Origin of the sequence: Pseudomonas sp. Kh14 (assembly GCF_900291005.1) — a bacterium.
GTDB lineage: Bacteria > Pseudomonadota > Gammaproteobacteria > Pseudomonadales > Pseudomonadaceae > Aquipseudomonas > Aquipseudomonas alloputida.
In genome coordinates this window covers 1-21284 of sequence record NZ_OLKJ01000003.1, presented here as the reverse complement: position 1 = coordinate 21284, position 21284 = coordinate 1, and the positions used below count along the sequence as shown (strand labels likewise).

At 61.2% G+C, this 21284-nt stretch carries 19 protein-coding genes; 5 read left to right on the top strand and 14 right to left on the bottom strand.

Annotated elements, in window-relative coordinates; genetic code table 11:
• Positions 1 to 4: 4 nt before the first annotated feature.
• The 3 genes from FQ668_RS00160 to FQ668_RS00150 form a co-directional block, all read right to left on the bottom strand.
• Entirely contained in the window at positions 5 to 772 is a 768-nt protein-coding gene (locus FQ668_RS00160) for a uroporphyrinogen-III synthase (RefSeq protein WP_144179815.1), read from the bottom strand.
• Complete coding sequence (gene hemC / locus FQ668_RS00155; RefSeq protein WP_014589297.1) at positions 769 to 1710, bottom strand: hydroxymethylbilane synthase; 942 nt, start codon at positions 1708 to 1710, stop codon at positions 769 to 771. Before hemC ends, FQ668_RS00160 begins: the two co-directional genes overlap by 4 nt.
• A gap of 119 nt (positions 1711 to 1829) precedes the next feature.
• Positions 1830 to 2573: a LytTR family DNA-binding domain-containing protein gene (locus tag FQ668_RS00150; protein WP_010951571.1), complete on the bottom strand. Its 744-nt coding sequence runs from the start codon at positions 2571 to 2573 to the stop codon at positions 1830 to 1832.
• Positions 2574 to 2870: 297 nt separating this feature from the next.
• On the opposite strand from FQ668_RS00150, the gene argH reads away from it, so the two are divergent.
• Positions 2871 to 4265 carry an argininosuccinate lyase gene (gene argH / locus FQ668_RS00145; RefSeq protein WP_014589296.1) on the top strand — a complete coding sequence of 465 codons (1395 nt, stop codon included), beginning with the start codon at positions 2871 to 2873 and terminating at the stop codon, positions 4263 to 4265.
• Positions 4266 to 4389: 124 nt separating this feature from the next.
• Here argH and FQ668_RS00140 read toward each other — a convergent pair whose 3' ends face one another.
• Complete coding sequence (locus FQ668_RS00140) at positions 4390 to 5052, bottom strand: glutathione S-transferase (protein ID WP_019439226.1); 663 nt, start codon at positions 5050 to 5052, stop codon at positions 4390 to 4392.
• 148 nt (positions 5053 to 5200) lie between these two features.
• Here FQ668_RS00140 and FQ668_RS00135 point away from each other — a divergent pair, with 148 nt between their 5' ends.
• Both FQ668_RS00135 and FQ668_RS00130 read left to right on the top strand, forming a co-directional pair.
• On the top strand, positions 5201 to 5503 hold the full coding sequence (locus FQ668_RS00135) for a hypothetical protein (RefSeq protein ID WP_010951568.1): 303 nt from the start codon (positions 5201 to 5203) through the stop codon (positions 5501 to 5503).
• A 69-nt stretch (positions 5504 to 5572) separates the two neighbouring features.
• Positions 5573 to 5818, top strand: coding sequence for a TIGR02647 family protein (locus FQ668_RS00130; protein ID WP_003255900.1), 246 nt, complete (start codon positions 5573 to 5575; stop codon positions 5816 to 5818).
• Between the two features lie 62 nt (positions 5819 to 5880).
• Here the strand turns inward: FQ668_RS00130 and FQ668_RS00125 are convergent, their stop codons facing one another.
• The 7 genes from FQ668_RS00125 to FQ668_RS00095 form a co-directional block, all read right to left on the bottom strand.
• Positions 5881 to 7824 (bottom strand): FTR1 family protein, encoded by a 1944-nt coding sequence (locus tag FQ668_RS00125; protein WP_119714237.1) that lies wholly within the window; start codon positions 7822 to 7824, stop codon positions 5881 to 5883.
• A gap of 110 nt (positions 7825 to 7934) precedes the next feature.
• Complete coding sequence (locus FQ668_RS00120; protein WP_010951566.1) at positions 7935 to 9353, bottom strand: efflux transporter outer membrane subunit; 1419 nt, start codon at positions 9351 to 9353, stop codon at positions 7935 to 7937.
• Positions 9350 to 10225, bottom strand: coding sequence for an HlyD family secretion protein (locus FQ668_RS00115; RefSeq protein WP_010951565.1), 876 nt, complete (start codon positions 10223 to 10225; stop codon positions 9350 to 9352). The genes FQ668_RS00120 and FQ668_RS00115 overlap by 4 nt, the downstream gene beginning before the upstream one ends.
• On the bottom strand, positions 10222 to 10434 hold the full coding sequence (locus tag FQ668_RS00110) for a DUF1656 domain-containing protein (RefSeq protein WP_003255905.1): 213 nt from the start codon (positions 10432 to 10434) through the stop codon (positions 10222 to 10224). Before FQ668_RS00110 ends, FQ668_RS00115 begins: the two co-directional genes overlap by 4 nt.
• Positions 10431 to 12518 carry an FUSC family protein gene (locus tag FQ668_RS00105; RefSeq protein WP_023389980.1) on the bottom strand — a complete coding sequence of 696 codons (2088 nt, stop codon included), beginning with the start codon at positions 12516 to 12518 and terminating at the stop codon, positions 10431 to 10433. Before FQ668_RS00105 ends, FQ668_RS00110 begins: the two co-directional genes overlap by 4 nt.
• On the bottom strand, positions 12515 to 12967 hold the full coding sequence (locus FQ668_RS00100; RefSeq protein WP_026031987.1) for a MarR family winged helix-turn-helix transcriptional regulator: 453 nt from the start codon (positions 12965 to 12967) through the stop codon (positions 12515 to 12517). The genes FQ668_RS00105 and FQ668_RS00100 overlap by 4 nt, the downstream gene beginning before the upstream one ends.
• 133 nt (positions 12968 to 13100) lie before the next feature.
• Entirely contained in the window at positions 13101 to 13895 is a 795-nt protein-coding gene (locus tag FQ668_RS00095; protein ID WP_014589291.1) for a tetratricopeptide repeat protein, read from the bottom strand.
• Between the two features lie 207 nt (positions 13896 to 14102).
• On the opposite strand from FQ668_RS00095, the gene FQ668_RS00090 reads away from it, so the two are divergent.
• Entirely contained in the window at positions 14103 to 14663 is a 561-nt protein-coding gene (locus tag FQ668_RS00090; protein WP_003255912.1) for a WYL domain-containing protein, read from the top strand.
• Between the two features lie 300 nt (positions 14664 to 14963).
• The gene (locus FQ668_RS00085) at positions 14964 to 15908 is read left to right on the top strand and encodes an RHS repeat-associated core domain-containing protein (protein WP_019439222.1); all 945 of its coding nucleotides are present in this window, start codon (positions 14964 to 14966) and stop codon (positions 15906 to 15908) included.
• A gap of 187 nt (positions 15909 to 16095) precedes the next feature.
• Here the strand turns inward: FQ668_RS00085 and FQ668_RS00080 are convergent, their stop codons facing one another.
• The 3 genes from FQ668_RS00080 to FQ668_RS00070 all read right to left on the bottom strand — a co-directional run.
• A complete protein-coding gene (locus FQ668_RS00080; RefSeq protein ID WP_019439221.1) occupies positions 16096 to 16257 on the bottom strand; it encodes a hypothetical protein in 162 nt (53 codons plus the stop codon).
• Between the two features lie 31 nt (positions 16258 to 16288).
• Complete coding sequence (locus FQ668_RS00075; RefSeq protein WP_003255921.1) at positions 16289 to 16630, bottom strand: hypothetical protein; 342 nt, start codon at positions 16628 to 16630, stop codon at positions 16289 to 16291.
• A gap of 145 nt (positions 16631 to 16775) precedes the next feature.
• Positions 16776 to 21284: immunoglobulin-like domain-containing protein (locus tag FQ668_RS00070; RefSeq protein ID WP_144179813.1), on the bottom strand; the 4509-nt coding region annotated here is incomplete at its 5' end.

The window sequence follows — 21284 nt, the reverse complement described above, 5'->3', positions numbered from 1 at the left end:
CGCCTTAAGAGGCAGGTGCAGCGCTACGCTGCACGGCTGCCAGCAAGGCCGTGGCACTGGCGCCACGGCAATCCACAACCTGTTGGGCCCCGGCGGCCTTGGCCTGCTCGGCGACCCGCGGGCTGGGCACGAACAGCGGCAACTGGGCCAACCGCAGCCAATCGGCACCGGCCATCTGCTGCAAATGTTCAAAACCCTGCCCACTGCTGACCACCAGGCCATTGAGGCGTTCCGCTTCAATGCGGCGCATCAGCGTACCCGCCGGGTAGGCCGGCAGGCAGCGACGATACAGTTCCAGATAATCGACACTAGCACCTTGCTCTGCAAGACGCTCTGCCAGCAGTTCGCGACCTCCGACGCCGCGAACGATCAAGACACGCGGTGCCAGCTCGGTAAGTGCCTGGCGCAGGGCCGGCAGTGCCAGCAAGGCTTCGCTGTCATCGCCACGCGGCGGAAAGCTAACCTCCAGCCCAGCACCCTGCAGCACCCCGGCGGTTGCCTCACCCACGGTGAACCAGCCTCGCTGCGGAGGCTGGATGCTGGTCTCGGCCAGATGCTCAAGCAACAGCCGGGCGGCCGGCTTGCTGACCACAATGATCGCCTGGAAGTCATGCAAGCCCTCCAGCGACAGTCGCTGTGGGGCTTGCACGGTAATAGGTTCAATTTCCAGCAGTGGCAGGCAACTGCTGCCCACTCCCGCAGCCGCCAGGCTTTGCGCCAGCGCCGCACAGTCCTCGGCAGGCCGGGTCAGCAACAGGCGCCATTGGCTCACGGGTGACCGGCCTCGCCGTAGACTTCCTTCAGAATGGCCTCGGCGCCCTGCCCCAGCAGGTCTTCGGCCACCTGTACGCCCAGGGCCTCGGCGGCAGCACGGGGTGCACGGGCATCGGCCACCAGCAAGGTCCCGCCGCTAGGCTGGCCGACCAGGCCACGCAGCCACAACTGGTCACCCTCAAGGACCGCGTAGCAGGCGATCGGCACTTGGCAGCCACCATTCAGGCGTTTGTTCAGCGCGCGCTCGGCCATCACCCGGTCAGCGGTGTCGACATGGTGCAGTGGCGCCAGCAGTGCATGGATCTCAACGTCCGCACTGCGGCACTCGATGCCCACCGCACCCTGACCACCTGCCGGCAGGCTGTCATCGACGCTGATGGTGGAGGTGATGCGGTCTTCGAAGCCCAGACGGATCAGGCCCGCGGCGGCGAGGATGATGGCGTCGTACTCGCCGGCATCCAGCTTCGCCAGGCGGGTGTTGACGTTGCCGCGCAGAAAACGGATTTGCAGGTCCGGGCGGCGCGCCAGTAACTGGGCCTGACGGCGCAGGCTCGAGGTGCCGACGATACTGCCGGCGGGCAGCGCTTCGAGGCTGTCAAAGGTATTGGAAACGAAGGCATCACGCGGGTCTTCACGCTCGCAGATGCAGTAAAGGCCCAGGCCCTCGGGGAAGTCCATGGGCACGTCCTTCATCGAATGCACGGCGATGTCGGCTTCGTTGTCCAGCAGCGCGGTTTCCAGTTCCTTGACGAACAGCCCCTTACCGCCGATTTTTGCCAGCGGCGCGTCGAGCAACTTGTCACCGCGGCTGACCATGGGTACCAGGGTCACCTGCAGACCGGTGTGAGCCTGCTCGAGGCGGGCCTTGACGTATTCGGCCTGCCACAGGGCCAAAGCACTTTTACGGGTGGCAATGCGGATTTCGCGAGTGGACATGAAACGCCCCGATCCAGAGAAATACCGTCGATCATAACAGCATCGCCGGTATCGCTTGCAGATACGGATCAACAGCTCATACGCAGTTCAGGTGCAGGTGCGGGCCGAGTCCAAGGGCCTCAGAGGGTCTGCATCATCTTGCGCACACCGGCCACATGGCGACGGCTGACGGTCAAGGCATCGCCGTCCAGGCCTTTCAGATACAGCTGAAAGTGACCCAGTGGGGTGCGCTGCAAGCGTTCGATGCGCTCGCGGGCGACCAACGCATTGCGGTGGATGCGCACGAAGCGTTCGCCAAATTCGTCTTCCAGGGCTTTTAGTGGCTCGTCAAGCAGCACTTCACCGGCTTCGTGACGCAAGGTCACATACTTGTGGTCGGCAATGAAATAGATCACCTGGGGTAACGGGATCAGTTCGATGCCTTTGCGCGTGCGGGCGCTGATATGGCTGCGTGGGCCGCCGCCTTCATTGGCCGGCCGGGTAAGCGCCGCCAATTGGGCGCGGTTGGGTTTTTCGGCCTTGCGCAGGGCATCACGCAAGGCGTGGGCCTGGAAGGGCTTGGTCACATGGCTGAGGGTACTGTCCTTGAATGCCTCTGCACCGTATTCATCATCCCCGGAGCAAAACACCACCGCGGGCGGCGCCTCGCGTTCGCACAGGCGAGCGGCAACCTGCAGGCCATCCAGGCCTGGCATGCCGATGTCCAGCAGGACCACATCGGGCTTGAGGCTTTCAATCAGCGCCAAGGCCTCATCGCCGTTGGTGGCGCTGGGCTCCAGCACAGTGTAACCCTCCAGTTCGCCGAGCAGCCGGGTGAGGCGTTCACGGCCTTGGGGTTCGTCATCAACGATCAGGACATTCATAATTGCGCTGGATTCCTGAATGAGTCTCGCACAGGTATAGCGTAGACAGGTGTGGTTCGAGCGACACTGCGGTCACGCTCTAGACCGGTGCGATGGCCAAAGATTCACTCGGCCCGGCAGATTCACTGCCAGTCCTTTGTCCAACTGTAGACGGTCCGTGGAACACTGCCGTTCATTCCTTGAAATCCTTCTCTGCGATTTTCCGGGCATTTCTCTCGACCGGCGCCCTGCGGCAGCCAGCCCAACCCTGCTATCATCGACGCCACTTTTTCGTTCACGCCTGCAATGAGTGAATCCATGAGCACCGAGAAGACCAATCAGTCCTGGGGCGGCCGCTTCAGTGAGCCCGTCGACGCCTTCGTCGCCCGTTTCACCGCCTCGGTAGATTTCGACAAGCGCCTGTACCGTCACGACATCATGGGTTCGATTGCCCATGCCACCATGCTGGCGCAGGTCGGCGTGCTCAGTGACGCCGAGCGCGACACCATCATCGATGGCCTGAAAACCATCCAGGGCGAGATTGAAGCCGGCAACTTCGACTGGCGTGTCGACCTCGAAGACGTGCACATGAACATCGAAGCACGCCTGACCGACCGCATCGGCATCACCGGCAAGAAGCTGCACACCGGGCGTAGCCGCAACGACCAGGTGGCCACCGACATCCGCCTTTGGCTGCGCGACGAAATCGACCTGATCCTGGCCGAAATCACCCGCCTGCAACAGGGCCTGCTGGAGCAGGCAGAGCGTGAAGCCGAAACCATCATGCCTGGTTTCACCCACCTGCAGACGGCGCAGCCGGTCACCTTTGGCCACCACCTGCTGGCGTGGTTCGAAATGCTCAGCCGCGACTATGAGCGCCTGGTCGACTGCCGCAAGCGCACCAACCGCATGCCACTGGGCAGCGCCGCGCTGGCCGGCACCACCTACCCGATCGACCGTGAACTGACCTGCAAGCTGCTGGGCTTTGAAGCCGTGGCCGGCAACTCGCTGGATGGCGTGTCGGACCGTGATTTCGCCATCGAATTCTGCGCCGCTGCCAGCGTGGCGATGATGCACCTTTCGCGCTTCTCTGAAGAGCTGGTGCTGTGGACCAGCGCGCAGTTCCAGTTCATCGACCTTCCGGACCGCTTCTGCACCGGCAGCTCGATCATGCCGCAGAAAAAGAACCCGGACGTGCCAGAGCTGGTACGTGGCAAGAGCGGCCGCGTGTTCGGCGCCCTGACCGGTCTGCTGACCCTGATGAAAGGCCAACCACTGGCCTACAACAAGGACAACCAGGAAGACAAGGAACCGCTGTTCGACGCCGCCGATACCCTGCGCGACTCGCTGCGGGCCTTCGCTGACATGATCCCGGCGATCAAGCCCAAGCACGCCATCATGCGTGAAGCGGCCCTGCGCGGTTTCTCCACCGCTACCGACCTGGCCGACTACCTGGTTCGCCGCGGCCTGCCTTTCCGTGACTGCCACGAGATCGTTGGCCACGCGGTGAAGTATGGTGTGGACACTGGCAAGGACCTGGCCGAGATGAGCCTGGACGAACTGCGCCAGTTCAGCGACCAGATCGAGCAGGACGTGTTTGCCGTGCTGACTCTGGAAGGCTCGGTGAATGCGCGTGACCACATTGGTGGTACGGCGCCGGCGCAGGTGCGTGCTGCCGTAGTGCGTGGCAAGGCCCTGTTGGCGTCTCGCTAACCCCCCAAGGCGAGGGCTTCGCCCTCGTTCGCGGGCACGCCCGCTCCCACAGGTATTGCACAAGTTTCAAAAACGGTGCAGACCTGTGGGAGCGGGCATGCCCGCGAAGGGCTCAACACCAGACTCAGCGCTTGCCGCTGCGGATCATCTCCATGAAGGCCGGCATCGACGCTTCCTTGTCCGCCAAGATCCGCGGCATGTGCGGGTTCTCCCCCATCAGTTGCAGCAACGCCTTGGCCTGCGGGAAGTCCGCCAGGAAGTCGATGTCCAGCACCTTCTTGCCCACCGCGTTGGCCAGGTCGACCGAGAAGCAGAACATCAGGTCTGCCAGTGTCAGTTGCTCGCCCGCAACATAAGGTGCAAAGCGCCCGTTGCGCTTGAGCGTGGCAAACCCGGCCAGCAGGTCAGCACGCGCTTTCTCTTTGATCAGCGGGTCGACCGACATGCCAAAGAACGACTCGGCATAACAGGTACGCGCAGGCAGCTCGATGTACAACTCGATTTCCTTGAGCAGCTCCCGCACCTTGGCTTGGCCGAACGGGTCGGCTGGCAGCAGCGCCTTGCCGCCCTGGGTCTGCTCGATATAGTCGAGGATCACACTGGTTTCGCTGAGGAAGCCATGCTCGGTTTCAAGCACCGGCACCTTGCCCCGCGGGCTCACTTCCAGCGCCTGTGGCGCCTGGCCGCCATAGAAGGTGACTTCTTCGAATGGCAGGCCTTTTTCGAGCAGGGCCAGCTTGACCATGTTGTAGTAGTTGCTGACCGAGAATCCATAAAGCTTGAGCATGACGAAACAGCCTCCAGGCCGTAAGGGGTTGGCGTGGCCTTTATAGACCGAACACCTGCCACTGACCAGCGTCATGCACTCCGTCAATGCTCGGGCATTGCCGCCACAGGCATGGCACACTGTTGCATCCCATCCTAGGAGTACCGCGATGAGCGAGCCCACCGACATCGACAATGACGACGACGAAGCCTTCGCCGAGGCAACGCTGACCCAGGCCATCGAAAACCAGATCGAAAGCGGCGAGCCGCCTGCGGCCAAGGCCACGTTCAACAAGCTGACGCTGGTCGGCTATGAGCGTGAAGACATTCTGAACCTGATGGCCCATGTGCTGGCCTTCGAAATCGACAACATGCTGGTAGAGGATCGTGCGTTCAACGGCGAGTGGTATGAGAACGCTCTGCGGGCACTGCCGGAGCTGCCGCCTGAGATGGATCAAGGCGACGACGAATAACCCGGCTACACTCGAAGATCAGGCACCGTAGAAAGTGCCGCAATCCTTGTCTGGAAGTCAGGAGTCGCCATGCCTTTTACCCCCGATTTGATCGACGAAATGGAAGTACTCGCGCTGTTCAAACACGACAGCAGCCAGGAAGGCATCAAGATAACCAGCACCGCATCCCCTGCCCTGATCGCGGCTGCGCAACGCCTGCATGAGAAGGGGCTGACCGATCAGCCGGATGGCGGCTACCTGACCAGCCTGGGTCATGACGCCGTTGAAAGTGTCCAATTGCTACAGAACATTCTCAAGGCGCCACAGCCGGCCTGAGCATCAGGCTTGCGCAAGATCTGAGACCCTGCGCGGTCCCTGTGGGACCGCGAAGGCTCCAGTCAGTTGACCGCAGCACTGCGCTTTTCCGCCAGCCACGAGCGGCCGTAAAGGAACACGATGGCCAGCAAGGCTACCGCTTGCGCCGACAGCGAGTAGGCATCGGCATGAATCCCCAGCCAGTCAAACTCAAAGAACGCCACTGGCCGTGTGCCCAGCACACCGGCCTCTTGCAGCGCCTTCACGCCATGCCCGGCGAATACTACCGACAGCGCGCACAGCAGCGCGGCGTTGATGCTGAAGAACAGCGATAGCGGCAGCTTGGCCGAACCCCGCAGAATCACCCAGGCCAGGCCCACCAGCAGCACCAGTGCCGTCGCGCCACCCGCCAGCACCGCCTGATGCCCGGCGGGGCCTGCCTGCAGCCACAGGGTCTCGTAGAACAGGATCACTTCGAACAATTCGCGGTATACCGAGAAGAATGCCAGCACGGCAAAGCCGAAGCGCCCGCCACCGCTGACCAGGCTGCTCTTGATGTAGTCCTTCCAGGCGGCAGCGTGGCGGCGGTCATGCATCCACACGCCAAGCCACAGCACCATTACCGCGGCGAACAGCGCCGTGCAGCCTTCCAGAAGTTCGCGCTGAGCGCCCCCCACATCGATCACATAGGCCGCCAGCGCCCAGGTGGCGAAGCCGGCAACCAGCGCCAGACCCCAACCGATGTTTACGCTGCGTACTGCCGACTGCTGCCCGGTATTGCGCAGGAAGGCCAGGATCGCCGCCAGCACCAGAATCGCCTCGAGGCCTTCACGCAGCAGGATCAGCAAACCGGAGATATAGCTCAGCGTCCAGCTCAGGCCATCGCTGCCCAGCAGCTTGGCCGCCTGCTCGAGCTTGGTTTTGGCGTCGGCCAGACGCTGTTCGGCCTGGGCCTCGGGCAGGCCGTCCTGCAGGGACTGACGGTAGGCCATCAGCGATTTTTCGGTGTCCTTGCGCGCCTGGGTGTCGATGTTGTCCAGCGAGCTTTCCACCAGCTCGAAACCCTCCAGGTAGGCCGCCACTGACAGGTCATAGGCCTGATCGTGGTCGCCTGCGCGGTAGGCCGCCAGGCTCTTGTCCAGTGTGCTGGCAGTGTATTCGAGCAATTGCGCCGGGCCGCGCTTTACCTGCGGCGGCTGGGCACGCTGGGCGCGGAATGCCTCGACGGCCGCAGTGCCTTCGTTGACGGCGACTTCGGCCGGGGTTTGGCGAGCCAGGTCGGCGAGGCTCCAGGTCTTGTCACCTTTGCCCGCTTCCGGCTTGGCGGTGAAGCTGGCGATATACGCGGCCACATCCCAGCGTTGGCGGTCGTCCAGCTGGTCGGCAAACGACGGCATTTCGGTGCCGTCTATACCCAGGGCCAGGGTGTTATAGAGGTCGAACAGGCTTAACTGATCCAGGCGCGAGACATCGCGCAGGTTGGCGGGTGCAGGCTCCAGGCCCACGCCAGCCGGGCCATCGCCGGCGCCGGTGTCGCCGTGGCAGATCGAGCAGTTCTGTGCGTACAGCGCAGCGCCGCGGGCGGGGTCCGGGGTAATCACCGGGGCCTGGCTGACCTCGTAGGCCACCGCCAGTCGCGCACCCAACTGCCGGGCCTGTTTGGCGACCGCAGTACCTTCCTGACGCTGGTCGATGGCCTGGCGCAGCGCCTGGACGCCCTGTTCCAAAGCCGCTTGTTCAGTATTTGCGGGCAGGCCTTTGACCAGGTCAGCCAATACCGCGCTGAACTCCTGTTGCTCGCGGTATTCGCCCTCGTCGATCACCTTGCCGTCCTGCACGGTCGGCGGGTAGTCGGCGCCAATGTAGTCCAGCAGGTGCTGGGCTTTGGCAGCATTGGCGGGGGACTCGGCCAGCGCCAAGGTGCTGCACAGCGCCAGCACCGGGCCGAGCAATGCAGCCGGCAGCCAGGCAAGCAGACGGGAACGGGTTTTCATGGCCAGTCTCGAAGGAAATGCGAAAGAGAACATTGTTCACTTCCACTTTGCTTCACTCAAGGGTGCTGGGCAGATTTCATGAAAAATCTTGCTACAAATCAGATGAAGTGGAGGGCATAGAGGACCAGCCCTCAAGGATCGCATCAGGGCTTGGCGGTGCCCTTCCAACCACCACCCAACGCCAGGAACACGGCAATTTGTCCCTGCGCCACTTGACTATTGGCTGCAGCCAACTGCGCACGCATATCGGTATAGGTCCGCGTGGCCTGCAAATCCGCCAGGAACGACTCACGCCCTGCCTGATAATACCGGTGCGTCTGGTCCGCGGCTTCCTTCGCCGACTTCTCCGCCTCGGCCAGCGCATCGCGCCGATCGAGCAAGGCGCTGTACTGTGCCAGCCGGGTCTGGGTCTCGCGAATGGCGTTCAGCACCACGCCATCGAAGTGCGCCAGGGCCGCCTGGGTCGAGGCCTCGGCCATGCGAATACGGGCACGGGTGCCGTTGGTGGGGATGCTCCAGCTGATCTGCGGGCCAAAGCCCCAGCGGTTGGTCGAAGGCTCGCCAAGGTTCTCCAGGATACCGATGGTGCCAACCTGGGCGCCAATGCTGATGTCCGGGTACAACGCGCCGGTAGCCACGCCAATATAGGCGGTGGCGGCAGCCAGCTGGCGTTCGGCCTGGCGCACGTCGGGGCGGCGCTTGAGCAGCGCCGCGCCATCGCCCACAGGAACCAGCTGGTTCAGGTGCGGCAACTCGGCACAATCGGCGGTTCCGGCGGGCAGTTGGTCGACCGGCTTGGCCAGCAGCGCGGCCAGGGTGTACATGCCCGTCTCGCGTTCGGCCTTGAAGCGTGGCAGTTCGGCACGCAAGGATTTGAACTGGGTCTGCGAGCGGGTGACCTGGGTTTCATCGCCACGCCCAGCATCGCGCAGGCGCTGGTTGAGTTTCACGCTTTGCTCCTGCAAATCGAGGGACTCGCGGGCAATGTGGTATTCCTCGTTGGCCGAGCACACCTGGGTATACGCCTTGACCACGTCCGCCACAAGCGTGATGCGGGCCGTGTCGGCAGCGGCCTGCACCGCGTCGGCATTTGCCTTGGCAGCCTCGGTACCACGCTTGAAGGTGCCCCACAGGTCGAACTGGTACGAGGCACTGATGATGGCCTCACCGATGTTGGCTACCGGCACCTTCTCAGGCTGCAGGAAGGCTTCGCCCGACTCCTGCAACCGCTGAGCGCCGAGTTTGACGCCACCGTTGAAGCCGCCTTGCGATTCAGCCACCTCCACCTGAGCGCGAGCTTTGGCGATGTTGGCTGCCGCCACGCGCAGTTCGGTGTTGGCACTCAGCGCCTGACGCACCAGCTCGTTCAGCCGCTGATCCTGATACAGCTGCCACCAGTCCTCGGGGACCGGCGCCGACACGACGCTGTCGGCATCCTGGCGCAGCGGGCCGTTCAGGTCATTGCGTTGCACGGCCGCATCCCCAGGCACCTCATAGTCGGGCCCCACCATCATGCAGGCCCCCAGCGACAGGCACAGGCCAGCCAGGATCAGCTGTTTCATGGGCGCTGGCCCTCGATGATCGACACCGTCGCAGTACGCCCGGCGATCATGCGGAAGTCTTGCGGCACTTCGTCAAAGGCGATGCGCACCGGAATGCGCTGGGCCAGGCGTACCCAGCTGAACGCTGGGTTGACGTTGGGCAGCAGGTTGGCGCCACTGCTGCGGTCGCGGTCTTCGATGCCAGCGGCGAAGCTCTGCACATGGCCGCGCAGGCGGGTATTGTCGCCCATCACGCGGATATCCACGGCGTCACCAATATGGATACCCCCCAGCTTGGTTTCCTCGAAGTAGCCGTCGACGTGGTAGGAGGCACTGTCGACCACCGAAAGCACCGGGCGGCCAGCGGTGACGAACTCGTGGTTACGCGGCGCGCGGTCGTTGAGGTAGCCGTCTACCGGGCTGCGCACCACCGAGCGGTCAAGGTTGAGCTGGGCGGTATCGACCGCCACTTGCGCCTCGCTGACGGCCGAACGGGCACGGGCCTCGCGGGACTGGCTTTCCTCCAGTTGCTCGGCGGCCACCAGGTTGCCCAGCTTGCGGTTGCGCTGTGCTTCGCGGGAAGCCTGGGCCAGGGTCTCCTGGCGCTCGCCAAGGGTTGCCTTGGCTTGACGCAGGGCCAGCGTGAAGCGGTCCTGGTCGATGGTGAACAGCACGTCGCCACGTTTGACGGTCTGGTTGTCGCGCACCTCGACCTTCTGGATCAATCCCGACACATCGGGGGCGATCTGGATCACGTCAGCGCGGATATGGCCGTCACGGGTCCAGGGGGCAAACATGTAGTAGACCACCATCTGCCACACGAGCACGGCGGCGAAGGTCACTACCAGCAAGGTCAGGACCACACGGCCCAAGGTCAGCAAAGGTTTTTTCATGGCAGCATCAGGTTTCGACAAAAGTGGTCCACCGCGCCGAGCAGCACGGCATACAGGGCAACGTTGAATAACGCCCGGTGCCAGACCAGGCGGTAGAAATGCAGGCGCACCAGCACCGCGTGCACCCCCAGGAACAGCAGGTAGGTGCCAAACATCATCACCAGCAGCGTGGGCAGGAACACCCCGCTGATATCCAGTTCACCAATCACAAGGGCGCTCCGTCGAGCCCGGGGGGCAGTTGCGGTTGTTCGGCGGGTTCGAGCATCACCTCCACCCCCGGCAGTAGCGCCAGGCGCAGGCCGCTCAGGGCATGCAGCAGGTGGGTGCGGGCATCGCCGCGCTCGTACAGCTCATCCAGGTTCAGCGCCAGGCGAGCGCGTTCCATGTTGCGCAGCAGTGCGGCCGGGGCATGCAGGCGTTCGCCAGCACGCAGGCAGGCGGCATAGTGCGCACCGACTTCCTCGACCACAGTGTTCAGGCGCTCGCGAGCCTGCTGGCCGGCGCGCGGCATGTACGCCAGCAGGTCGAGCAGGTTCAACCCCACGCGCAGGTCGCGCAGTGCCACACCACTGTCCTGGCCGGTTTGCGACAGACGTGGCAGGTGCTGCATCAGGCGGTCGAGCATCTGTACGCCAACCTGGCGGTGTTCGGCCAAGGTCGCAGGCTCGGTCATTTCGACGATGTCGCGCCAGGCGAAGCGGGTCATGCGCTTGGCCGCCAGCTCCACGCCGAACGGGCGCATCACCAGGGTCCAGATAAAGGCGAACAGAAGGCCCGCGGGGCCGGCAAGGTTGGAGTTGAGGAAGGTGAAGAAGTCGGCGTCGTAGGCGCCCTGGATGCTGATGAAGGTCGACGTGTTGACGATGGTCAGCAAGGTGCCCAAGTAGAAGCGCGGCTGCACGGTCAGGGTACCTATGCAGATGAACGGCACGGCAAAGGCCAGTACCAGCATCGGGAAGTCGTGCAGGTTGGGCAGTACCAAAAACAGGTACAGACTGGAGAAGATGACCGACATCAGCGTCCAGAAAAAGAACCGGTAGATCTGCGGTGCCGGGTCGTCCATGGCGGCGAAGAAGCTGCACGCAACTGCCGCGAGGATTACCGCACTGGCGCCGTCGTTCCAGCCCAGGCCGATCCACAGGCCGCAGGCGACCACGATCGCCAGGACCGTGGAGGCTACCGAGTACAGCATCAGGCCACGGTCGAAAAACGCTGTGAGGCGGCCCAGCCGCCAGTGGCGATACACCGCACGCCAAGGCTTGGCATCATCGGTACGCAGGGCGTGCTGCAGGGTGCAGCAGTCCTGCCACAGGTCGGCCCATTCGGTCAGGCGGTACAGGGCGTTGGACAACAGCAGCTCGGCGCGCTGATCGAGGGCGGCTGTAGCGGGCTGCAGGCGGCCGATCTGCTCGTGCAACGCAACCCAGTGCGCTACCGAAGCGCTGTCGGCAGTGCCTTTGAGCCATTCACGAGCGGCTTCAAGCACGGGTTGAAGCTGGGCGAACTGGGCCGGGGCGCGGCCTTCCAGGGCTACCAGTGCGTCGCCGAGGGCGTCGATCACCGGCAGCAGATGGATCATCCGCCCGCGCAATTCGCGGGCGTTCTTCAGGGTATGCGGGCCAGCACCTTCGTGGGCGAGCTGACCGATCATCAGCTCCAGCGAGTTGAAGGTGGTGACCATCGCTCCGCGCATACCGCCGACCTTGTCGGCGCTGGCATCGCGGGCCAGGTATGTGTCGCTGTAGCGAATCGCCTCGGTGAACCAGTTTCCGGTGGCACCGACTACCACCGGCGCCAGCCGACGTGGCCAGAAGATAGCCCCGACGACTGCCGCGCAGACGATTCCCAAACAGATTTCCTGCGCGCGAGAAGAAGCCACATCGAACACTGCCAGCGGATTATCCACCACAGCCAAGGCAATCATCGGCAGGGTATAACCGGCCAGCATCAGCACGTAATTGTTGGCCGTGCGCAGGTTCAGCGAAAGGAACAGCAAGGTGCCGGTCCACAGGGCAATGGCGATGCTCAGCAGCAACGGTGACTGCACCAGCGGCGGCACCAGGAAGATTGCCCCGCCAGCGCCGAGCAACGTGCCGACGGCACGGTACAACGCCTTGGAGCTGGTCGGGCCGACGAAGGGGCTGGAGACGATGTACACCGTCGCCATGGCCCAGTAGGGGCGCGGCAGCTGCATGAGCAAAGCAATGTACAGGGCAATCATGGACGCGCCGAAGGTGCGCACGCCGTAGAACCAGTCACGGGCCGGAGGGACGGAGCTGAAGAAGCCGTTCATGCCACCCCGCCTGCACTGCCCAGGCCGGCAGCCTCAAAGGCATGAAGCACGCGCAAGGCAGCTTCCAGGTCGGCCTGATCGATACCGCCGAGCACATCGCGGCGCAAGCGCACCAGTTCGGCTTCGATGGCTTCGGCCAGGGCACGGCCTTCGGCGGTCAGGCTTAGTGCCTTGGCGCGGCGATCCAGTGGGTCCTCGCTGCGGCACACCAGGCCAGCTTTGCACAATTGGTCAAGCAGGCGTACCAGCGACGGGCTTTCCAGCCCGGCGGCCTGGGCAACAGCCACCTGGTGCACGCCGTCGCCCAGGCGCACGATCATCAGCAGCGGTGCAGCGCAGGCCTCGGAAATGCCGTAGCCGGTCAAGGCGGTATGACAGATGCGCCGCCAGTGGCGAGCAGCGACTACCAGGCCACTGCTGACTTGCAGGCGCAGGAAATCAAGGGACATGAAGAAAACCAAATATATTCATAGTTTGCTAACTATCAATATACGCCCCGACATCCCCCTGTCGTCAACAGGGGGCGACGGATAGCCTGGGTTAAATGTTGTTCATTTTTCAGTCAGCACTGAAGAGACATACTCAGGGATGGATCTGGTCTTCCAGCTTCATGGTCAAGGCCAATGTGCTGCCCATCTGCACCGCCCGGTCCCGCCACTCCTGATACCGCACCGCATCACGGCTGCTGAAATGCACCGCCAGCTCCTCTGCCGCTTGCACCACCCCCGCCGCTGCCGCCAGCTCAAGCCAGTACAGCGCTGCCTTGAGGTTGGCCTCTACGTGCAGCCCATGCATCAACCGGTAGCCCACTTCAAAACGACAACGCGCCTCGCCCTGTTCGGCGCCACGCAAGAACCACTGATAGGCTTGCACCAGGTCAACCTGCCATTCCAGGTCACCGTCGCACACCTCCTCCTCGTACAGGTCACCCAGTGCGGCGGCGGCATGCAGCATGCCGCGGTCGAAGGCCTGCCGGTAACACTCCGCCGCCTGCACATAGGAAGGGTCGATGCCTTTGCCGAAGTAGTGCTGCTGGCCAAGGTTGAACCAGGCAGCAGCATTGCCCTGCAGGGCCGCCATGCGCAACAGGTGCCCGGCCAGCACGGTATCGGCCCGCCAGTACTTGCCGTTGAGCCAGATCCAGCCGAGGTCGTTCAATGCGGACACGCTGCCTTGCAATGCCTGGCGACGCAGGTCGACATACACCGCCTGCAGGTCGTTGGCCTCATCCAGGCGGTTGACCAGCAGCGACCGCTGGCTGGGCAAGCCCACACCGGAAAACAGCCGCTGTCGCCTTCCTGCCGGGGCAGGAGGGGCGATGACCCGCTCGGGCAGAAGGCGGGCAAGTAGCGAATGGATATTGCTGGCAACAGACATGTTCATCCTCATTGAACGACGCACAACCCCAACCTTCGGCTGTGATGAGGCGTGATTCTGCGTGATGTCACGTCAAAACCTGTCGCGAACGATTCGGCACGAGGCAACCAAATGCGACTTCCTTGATCTGAGCAGGCTGTGGCCAATTGCCATGCCCCTCGCATGCCGCCATCCTATTGCGGCAAGCCTAGACAAGGACGTTATCTTTTGCCGTTCGCCACCACTCGCGCCACCCTCAGCCGACAGTGGGCGCTGCTGCGCCAGTTGCCCAGCCGTTCCCCAGGCATAACCAGCGCCGAGCTGGTCTGGCGCCTGCGTGACGTGGGCTTCACGGTCAGCAAACGCACTGTCGAGCGTGACCTCAACGAGCTTTCGCTGATATTCCCGCTGGAGCGCAATGACAAGAGCATTCCGTTCGGTTGGCACTGGTCGGCCAGTGCTGTGGGCGAATTGCGCGGCAATTTCGACTTGCTGACACATCTGCGAGGGGATGCATTGCAGCCATCGCAGGGTGAGGGCGTGGAGCTGGTGGCGCGAATCAGCGATGCACTGGCGCGGCAGTTGCGGGATGCGCCGTTGAGCAGCGACATGCAACTGACGGCGCTGGAGCATGGGCATCGATTACGCGGCACGGTAAGTGACGGTTGGCCATTACGCTGGTGGCTGTTGAGCCATGGGGACAGGGTGGTGGTAGAGCAGCCTGCCGGCTTGCGGGAAGAGATTGGCAGGATTCTGAGCAATGCGGCAGCTCAGTACCAGAATTTGTAGCCTGTACCGGCCTCTTCGCCAGTAAACCCGCGCCTACACAAGTTGATCCTATTCTTATAGACGCGGGCTTTCCCACGAAGAGGTGTAAACAGGATTACAAATTAGCTCTACATCTTACCGTATTTCAGCTGCTCAATATTTTGAGCACAAGACTGCAAACAATCTAAGTTCGGCAGCAATTCACTCTCACCAAGAGCTTTACTCTCCTGCGCATTGAAACTGGTATTTTTACCAGTTGTTCGAAATGGCGTCTGCATCCATGCTGTCTTTACAGCCCTACCGAATCACAGGAGATTAACAATGTCACGTCGCGACCAGATTCTCAGGCGTTTCTATCAAGGCCAACAGCTGTGCACATTGTTGACGCAAGACGAAGCCTGGATGGCATTGCGTGCCAACAGAAAGCTCATCAGCGAACAGCTCCTCCCGCCAGGGAGGGAACCTTACGCCATTTTACCGGGTGATGACTCAAGCGGGAGTGTCATCTGCACAAAAAATGCCAACGCGTTAGTGAACCTAGCCTATACGCCATATGGTTACACTAAAGAACGATTTCAGAGCAGTGGTCGATTGCGATTTAATGGGCAGTTGCCCGAAGCCTCGATGAACTGCTATTTGCTGGGCAGTTACAGATTGTTCAGCTCGTCTTTAATGCGTTTTTTCACTCCTGATGTCTGGAGCCCCTTTGGCGCTGGCGGTCTCAATGCCTACGCTTATTGTGAAAATGACCCACTAAACCACTCGGACCCGAGCGGGCACGGTAAAGTTTCTAACAAAAGCGCTCGTCCCTCTAGCCCCACACTAAAATTACTTAAAAAAGATACTGACAAGCTCAAGACTTACAATGAACGGAAGGCCCGCCTCGAAGCAAAGACTGCCGCACAAAGAAAAGGGATCAATACAGAAGCGATTGACACCCCGCCATATCCAAACCTTCAACCTGTCGTAAACCAAATAAACTCTCATAAAAAGCTAATCACTTCGATTCAGAACAGCATGCTAGAAAATCAAAATGACTACATAGACCTTGTAGCCGCATCAATGTGGGCAATGGCAATCAAACACGATTTAGGCACAACAACCGTTACGGGCATACCGTCCAGATCCGCCTATGCTAATCACATAAAAAAATTGGCAGGCGATCTAAATGAAGCCCCAATAAATACCATTAAAAACATGACTGGCATACACGACTCTATGCATTACGACGAATTTAATGTAAGTGTTATCCGGCAAGAGCCATGAATCTTTCCTTATCCTTGCACATAAAGTTTAGACAGCTGCATTTAAGAATCCATTTTCAATGTTTCTGAAGATGACGGCTTCAGCATACGTATGTAACCAGCTCAACCTTTTGCTCCGTGGCGGGGACCTGCGCGAGGGGCTGGCGTATATTGATAAGTTTGATTTACCGCTTCGGTGCTTGTGCGGGTCATCCACGCGGCGTCTCCCAACGCAGCACGGTCAACCCCTCCAGGTTATTGAACACCAGCCCTTCCGCCAGAAGACCGATCAGGATCAACACCGCCAACCCGGCACACAGCTTGATTGACGGCAAGGCCGCAAGCACCAGATTCCCTTGAAGTACAACCATATAACTGTCCTGCGGCGGGGACCGCCTGCAGTCAGATCAGCCCGCCCTGCTCTTCTTCGTCAATCAGGTTGTTGAGGCTGCTGAGCGCCTTGCGCGCCGTGGAACGGTTGAGCAGCTTGGCCTGCGCACCGGCGGGCAGGTCGGTGATCTTGAACACGCCCTTGGCGGTCAGCACGTCGATCAGGTCCTCAAGCACGCGGATCATGTCCAGGTCGCTTTGTTTGAGCTGGTTGAGGCTGTTTTCCACGACATCATCGGCAAACCATTCCTGGATATCGGCATGGTCTGAAGGGAGCATTTCGGTGAACTGATCAAACGCGGCTGCTTCCACCCGCAGCAACTGGCCGGCGGCGTTGCGTTGCACGTAGAACATGGCGATGTCCCTCGTCACGTTGTTTCCTTGTTGGTAGACAGCAGCATAGGCAAAGATCGCCGGGCGCGCAGGCCCGGCGCCAGAGTATGCGCTGTTGGCGGGTGGCAGGAAAGAGCCGGGGCCGCTGTGCGGCCCCGGTGGTCTGTCAGCTGTCCTTGTTGTGGATGATGATGGTCGGATCGGCACCGCTGATCAACGAGTTGATCGTCTGGTTGGACCAGTTGACGCCTTCCAGCTTGATGGTCACGTCGGCGTTGGCGATACCACCTTCGGCGTTGAGCTTGCCTTCGCTGCTGACTTGCAACGTGGTCGTACCCTCCACCGTGGTGAGCTTCAGGTAGTTGTCGATGGTGCTGCCCTTCTCGCCCTGCAGCAGGTCCTTCAGGTCGATACGGTCACCCTCGGCCTTGTTGAAGTCCTTGATCACGTCGTTACCGATATCGCCAGCCTTCCATACGAAGGTGTCGGCACCGCTGCCACCGATCAGGATATCGTCGCCCTGGCCACCGATCAGGGTGTCATTGCCAGTACCGCCCAGCAGGATGTCGTTACCTTTGCCACCATCGAGCGTGTCGCTGCCACCTTGGCCGAAGAGGATGTCATTGCCATTGCCGCCCGACAGGATGTCATTGCCGTCTTTGGCACCGGAGATATCGAACTCGGTGTAGTGCTCGGTGACGTACTGGTGAACATTGCTGGTGGTTACCGCACTGACTTCAACACCGCTCTTCTGTGCAACGTACGTCTGCAGGGCCTGGTAGCCCTCGCTGACGACACCGTTGAGGGTGATCAGGTCACCGAAGATGATGTCGTTGCCATTACCACTATCAATGGTGTCGGCACCTGGCACCGTTGCTTCGGAGTGACCGAGAATCGCCTTGGCCAAATCGGACGGGTCGATATTGGTCTGTGGCTTGCCGGCACTGTCGTACGGTTTCAGATCGTTCAGCGTGACATCGCTGTTCAGGCCGATAGCCTGGACTTTGCTCAAGCCATTGGTGCCGCCCAATACTGCGAAACTTTCAGTAGAACCTGCGGCCGAGTAGACGAAGTTCCAGTAATCCGCGTAGCCGGTACCGCCCAGGCTGGAGAGCTCATAGGTTCCATCACCTTGCGCATGAAGGGTGCCGACCGTCTTGGTGGAGTCAAGCACCAACTCACCTCGGCGGTTCTCGGTATAGGTCAGCACTTTGACCACCCCATTGCTGCTGATCTCGACCTTGTGAGTCGCGTCGGCCCAGGCACTGAACGTGTCACCCATCTTGTAGTTGTTGACGTTGACTACATCATCCAGGCTCTTGCCATTCTTCCACAGGCTAGGGTTGGTGGACTCATCGCTCTGATAATAGGTTGGCTTACCGTCGGTAATGAAGTAAGTCAGGTTCTCCGCACCTTTGTTGCTGGTGGCCATGGTGCTGTTGAAGAAGTTGGACGTGGTCTTGAACGCGTCTTCATAGTTGGTACCGCCACCGTAGTAGCCGCCCACCATCGAGTTCAATACCGCTTGCAACTTGCTCAAAGCATCCGGGTCGGCAAGGTTCACTGCCACGTTCTTGTTTACGTGGGTATCGAAGTCGACCAGGAAGATGTTTACGGTACCCGAAGTGTCCGAGCCCAGGCTGGCCTTGAGCGTGTTGAACACCGAGGCCAACTGCGTCTTGGCGTCGGCAATCGACTTGTCGCTCATACTGCCCGAGCTGTCGACCATGAAGGCGATGTTGTAGTTCTTGCCCTGAACCACGTTCAGCCCGGATACGTCAGCGACGATGATGTCGTTGCCTTCACTACCGGTCATCGTGTCATTGCCCGAGGTACCCACACTGGCCTTGTAGGTCGCAGCGTACACCGTCACCGGGATTTTGCCGGTGGTGATGGCCGAGCCGCCCAGGCTTTCCGTGGAAGTCGAGGTGACCGTGATGTCGAACGAGCCTTTGTAATAGGCCGGCGGGGTCAGCGTCAGGCTGCTGAGTTTCCAGCCTGTCACATCGACCGGGGCAGTACCGACCGTGACCGTGTGGCCTGCACCATCGCTCAACACGGTACCTTTCGGGATACCGCTGAGTGTCACGTTCAGGCTTTCAGAGCCGTCGGTGTCGGTCAGGGCGGTGGAAATACCGACCAGTTTCACCGAACCACCCTCAGGCCCTTCGTTGAGCTTGTAGCCGTCGTAGTAGCTCTGACCATTCACGGTGTGCAGGTCGGACACACCCAGGCCTGCGTTCGCCATCTCGGTAACGTTCTGGTACATCTTGACGTTCGAGCTGCTCAGGTCGGTAACGGTACCGGAGCCTACCTGGATGTTCAGGTCATAGCTGCCTGGGCCGGACTGGTTGGCATGGTAGACCTCGATCGGGTAGTAGCCGCTGGTATTCGGGGTAAAGGTACCCGAAACCCCGCCACCGGCTCCCCAGGTGGCCGTGACTACAGTCTTGCCACCGATGGTGACCACGAAGCTGTCGTCGGCCGAACCGCTGAAGGTATAGACCTTGCCGGCTTCCAGGTAGATCAGGCCCGACGTTTTCGAACCAGTGCCAGCGGTGACGCTGCCATCGGACTGCACGTTGGTCGTGGTGCTGCTGGAGTTCGCGCTGCCGGAGTTGGCAAAGACCGTCTTCAGATCCTCGCCGGTAATGCCGTTGCCGCCAGTACCCAGGCCTTTGAGGCTGGCCCAGACTTCCTTGGTCAGCCCTTTGGACTCGATATCGGCGCTGCCGAAGCTCAGGGTCGGTTTATCGGCAACCGGGCTGATATCGACCTTCATGGTCACTTCGCTGCCCAGGTTGGTGCCATCGTTCGGCTTGAACTTGAACTGGGCGTAGTCAGCCTTCTGGTTACCCACGCCATTACCACCGTAGTTGTCCGCACCCGACTGGTTGAGGGCCGGGACGAACTTCAGGTTCTTGGCAGTGATATCAGCCTGGCTGACCACCTGGCCAACGGCCACATTTACCCATGCAGTACCGTTGAAGAACTGCAAGTTGCCGGCGGCCGGGAGCGAGGTAATGGTCACGGATAGATCAGTGTTGCCATCGGCATCAGTGACTTTGAAATCACTCCAGGCAAACACGTAATCGGTGTCCTCCACGCCAAATACCGCGCCGCCAGGCGAAACCGGCAGGTGGTCATTGTCGAGAATGGTGGTCGTCACGCTCGATTTGCTGCTATCGACCTGCAGATTCTCGAAGTTACCACCCGTGGCGGTTTCGATCTTCACGACGAAGTTCTCGGTACCTTCGACCAGTTTGTCGTTGAGGGTAGCGATGTTGAAGGTCGTGCCTGTGCTGTTGGCCGGAATCTTCACCGTCGCGATACCGGTGAAGTCCTCACCGTTATTGGCGGTACCGCTGTAGCTAAGGGTGATAGTGACTTCGGACTTGGCCGCGTTGCTCAGCGTCAGGGTGTACTGGCCGGTTTCACCCTCGGTCAGAGAAGTCGTGCCGGTAATACCGACGGTAGTGACATCACCCTGGTTGCCGGTGCCCGGAGTTCCCGTACCGGGTTCGTCGGTCACGGCGGTGCTTACCGGGGTCTTGTCCAGTGTCAGCTGCTCGAACTTGCCGACATCCGCACCTTCAACGGTTGCGATCGATTTGATCACAGAGTCGTTGGTACCGACGTAGACGTTGTCCGGGGCAGCCACGGTGGCAGTGCCCACGGTGCCATTGGCCGGCACGGTTATGACGGTTTTGCCGTCGCTCAGCGTGAAGGTCAATGCACTGTGGTTGTTGATCGGCAGACCATCTTTGTTGGTCAGCGTGATGGTGTAAGTGATCTCGCCGCCTTCGGTGACCGACGGGGTCGCGGTCAGCTTGGCCACTACTTCGTCGGTGGTGTCGGTCACTTGGACAGTAGCCGCACCGCCCAGCTGCAGGTTCTCGAACGTTGCGCCGGTGGCGTCTACCGCCGAATTGATACCAAGGCTGATCTGGCCAGCATCGTTGTAGACGTCATCGCCCTGTGCGTCGTGGGTGTACGGCGCGCTGGTTTCGCCGGCCTTGATGGTGACCTGGGCATTGTTGCTCAGGGTCACGACCAGGTCGTGGGCCAGCGGCTGGTTGACGTGCACGGTGAAGGTCGGTTTGACGTTCTCGGCCACCGAAGTCTGGTCGGCCGTGATGGTGACCTTGACCAGGTCGCCTTCGTTGCCTGGGGTGCCCGGCTCGTCGGTGACCGACGTGCTGACCGGGGTCTTGTCGAGGGTCAGTTGCTCGAACTTGCCGACATNTGGGGTGCCCGGCTCGTCGGTGACCGACGTGCTGACCGGGGTCTTGTCGAGGGTCAGTTGCTCGAACTTGCCGACATCCGCACCTTCAACGGTTGCGATCGATTTGATCACAGGGTCGTTGCTACCGACGTAGACGTTGTCCGGGGCAGCGACGGTGGCAGTGCCGGTTGTACCGTTAGCCGGGATGGTGATGGTGGTTTTGCCATCGTCCAGGGTAAAGGTCAGCGCCGCATGCTTGTCGATCGGCAGACCGTCTTTGTTGGTCAGCGTGATGGTGTAGGTGATCTCGCCGCCTTCGGTCACCGACGGGGTCGCGGTCAACTTGGCCACCACTTCGTCGGTGGTGTCGGTCACTTGAACCGAAGCGTTGCCGCCCAGTTGCAGGTTCTCGAAGGTCGCACCAGTGGCGTCTACCGCCGAGCTGATGCC